Consider the following 2,280-nt stretch of genomic DNA (forward strand, 5'->3'; position numbering starts at 1 on the left):
CGACGGGGTCGGGCATGACAGCGCAGCCGCAATTTTGCAAAACGGCAAACTCGTCGCTGCCGCCGCGGAGGAGCGGTTCTGCCGACTCAAGCACGCGACCGCGCGCGGCGGCAGGACCCTAGGTCCGCGGCAGGCGGCTGAGTTCTGCTTCCGCCAAGTCGGTGCCTCGTTCGAGGACGCCAAGCACATCGCATTTTATTGCGACTTTTCCGAGGAAGCTCTGCGCGAGCGGATTGCGGCGATGCAACCGCACCTCGTTCCGGAGATTCGGCAACGCGTCATCGATGCCTACAATGCGGTCTATGCCGGCACCGTCTCCAATGAGCGGATCGCCGACGAGATCGTTGAATTGTTCGACGGGCGGATTGGCGGCGCCGAGATCCATTTCGTACCGCATCACTTGGCCCATGCTGCGTCCGCCTTTTATTCGTCGGGCTATCGCGAGAGCGGCGTGCTCACCATCGACGGGTTCGGCGAGAAATCGAGCTCGATCTTCGCGCTCGGCGGGCTGGACGGATTGAAGGTGTTCGAAGAGACGCTGCTACCGGGCTCGCTCGGCATGCTCTACATGATGATGACCGCCTATCTGGGCTTCAAGCCGCTCGACGGCGAATACAAAGTGATGGGACTTGCATCCTACGGCGACCCAAAGACCTATGCCAAAGAATTCGCGGAACTGATCGAGCAACAGCCGGATGGAAGCTGCCTCACGACCAAGTTGGTGCGCGCCGACTTTAGCGCATACATGGAAGAGCTTCTCGGGCCCGCGCGCGCGACCGGCGGTCCTGTGACAAGACGCGAGATGGATATCGCGGCGGCGTTACAGAAATCCTTCGAAGACGCAATGCTCGATCGAATGGCTTATCTGAAGGCCAAATACGGCATTGAGCGGATTTGCTTGGCTGGCGGCGTCGCCTTGAATGTAGTGATGACCGGCAGGCTCGCCCGCTCCGGGCTGTTCAAGCAAACGTACGTCTTCCCTGCGTCGGGTGACGACGGAGCAAGCGTCGGCGCGGCGCAATATGTCTACCACGACATTCTGCGGCAGCCACCGCCGGACGCGCAGGTGCGCACCATGAGCCTCGGTCCCGCGTTCAGCGGCAATCAAGTCGTCGAAGCGCTCGAAAACCACGCCGGAAAGCTCGCGTATCATAAGCTTGACAACGTCGAGGAAGCGGTCGCCGACGCGCTGGCGGAGGGCAAGGTCGTCGGCTGGTTCGAGGGACGCATGGAATTCGGGCCGCGGGCACTGGGAAACCGCAGTATTCTGGCCGATCCGCGCACCGACGAGATGCGCGACGTCGTCAACGTGCGAGTCAAGCTGCGGGAAGAATTCAGGCCATTTGCACCAGCGGCCCTCGCCGAGCTGAGCGATGACTATTTCGACATGTCCGGCGTGCTACGGTCCAATTTCATGGAATTCGTGGTGCCGGCGAGAAAGCTCGGCGCTGAGAATGCCAAAGCCGTGGTCCATGTTGACGGCACAGCGCGGATACAGACAGTCGAGCGCACGCAGAACGAACCGTTCTGGAAAGTGATCGAGGCATTCCGCCGTAGGACCGGCGTTCCGATAGTGCTCAATACCTCATTCAACGTGCGCGGGGAGCCGATCGTTTGCACGCCCGAAGATGCCATCCGTTGCTTCATCTCGACCAATATCGATCTTTTGGTCATCGAGGGCTACATGGTGGTGAAAAAGGTTGGCAAGGTGCTGGAGGAGGATATGGCGAGTCCGGCGATCGACGATTGATAGCGGGCAAGCTGCAGAGCCAGGCTGGCTGCGCGAAAATTTAGCGGCCAGCACCCATCAGGCGGCCGTCACCACGCGCTCGTTTTCCGCAATAAATTTCAGTGCCTCGCCGGCGGAACGCGCGCGGCCGATCAGATGGCCCTGGCCCTCGGTGCATCCGGAGCGCCGCACCATCTCGAGCTGCTCGACGGTCTCGATCCCCTCGGCCGTCGTTTCGATTCCCAATGCTTTTCCAAGCGCTGCGACAGTGCGGACGATCGCTGCGCTGTCGGCGTTCGTGTCCGCTTCGACGATAAAAGATTTATCGATCTTGAGCCGATCGAACGGGAACTTGCGCAGATAGCTGAGCGACGAGTAGCCCGTGCCGAAATCGTCCATTGCGATCCGCGCGCCGAGCGCACGAAGCTGTTGCAAGGTTGAGACCGCCGACTCGGCGTTGTGCATCAGTGTGGCTTCGGTAATTTCAAGTTCCAAACGCGTGGCGGGAAGACGGGCAGTGGCCAATGCGTTGATTACGACCGATACCAGGT

At 60.7% G+C, this 2,280-nt stretch carries 2 protein-coding genes; one reads left to right on the forward strand and one right to left on the reverse strand.

The features are described 5' to 3' along the window. Positions 1-1,750: carbamoyltransferase family protein (locus tag WB528_RS19480; RefSeq protein WP_423890028.1), on the forward strand; the 1,750-nt coding region annotated here is incomplete at its 5' end. 57 nt (positions 1,751-1,807) lie between these two features. Here WB528_RS19480 and WB528_RS19485 read toward each other — a convergent pair. After that, positions 1,808-2,280, reverse strand: a 473-nt coding sequence (locus WB528_RS19485) for an EAL domain-containing protein (protein WP_423890029.1), incomplete at its 5' end; no start/stop codon positions are given.

The organism is Bradyrhizobium sp. (assembly GCF_049586575.1).
Classification (GTDB): domain Bacteria; phylum Pseudomonadota; class Alphaproteobacteria; order Rhizobiales; family Xanthobacteraceae; genus Bradyrhizobium.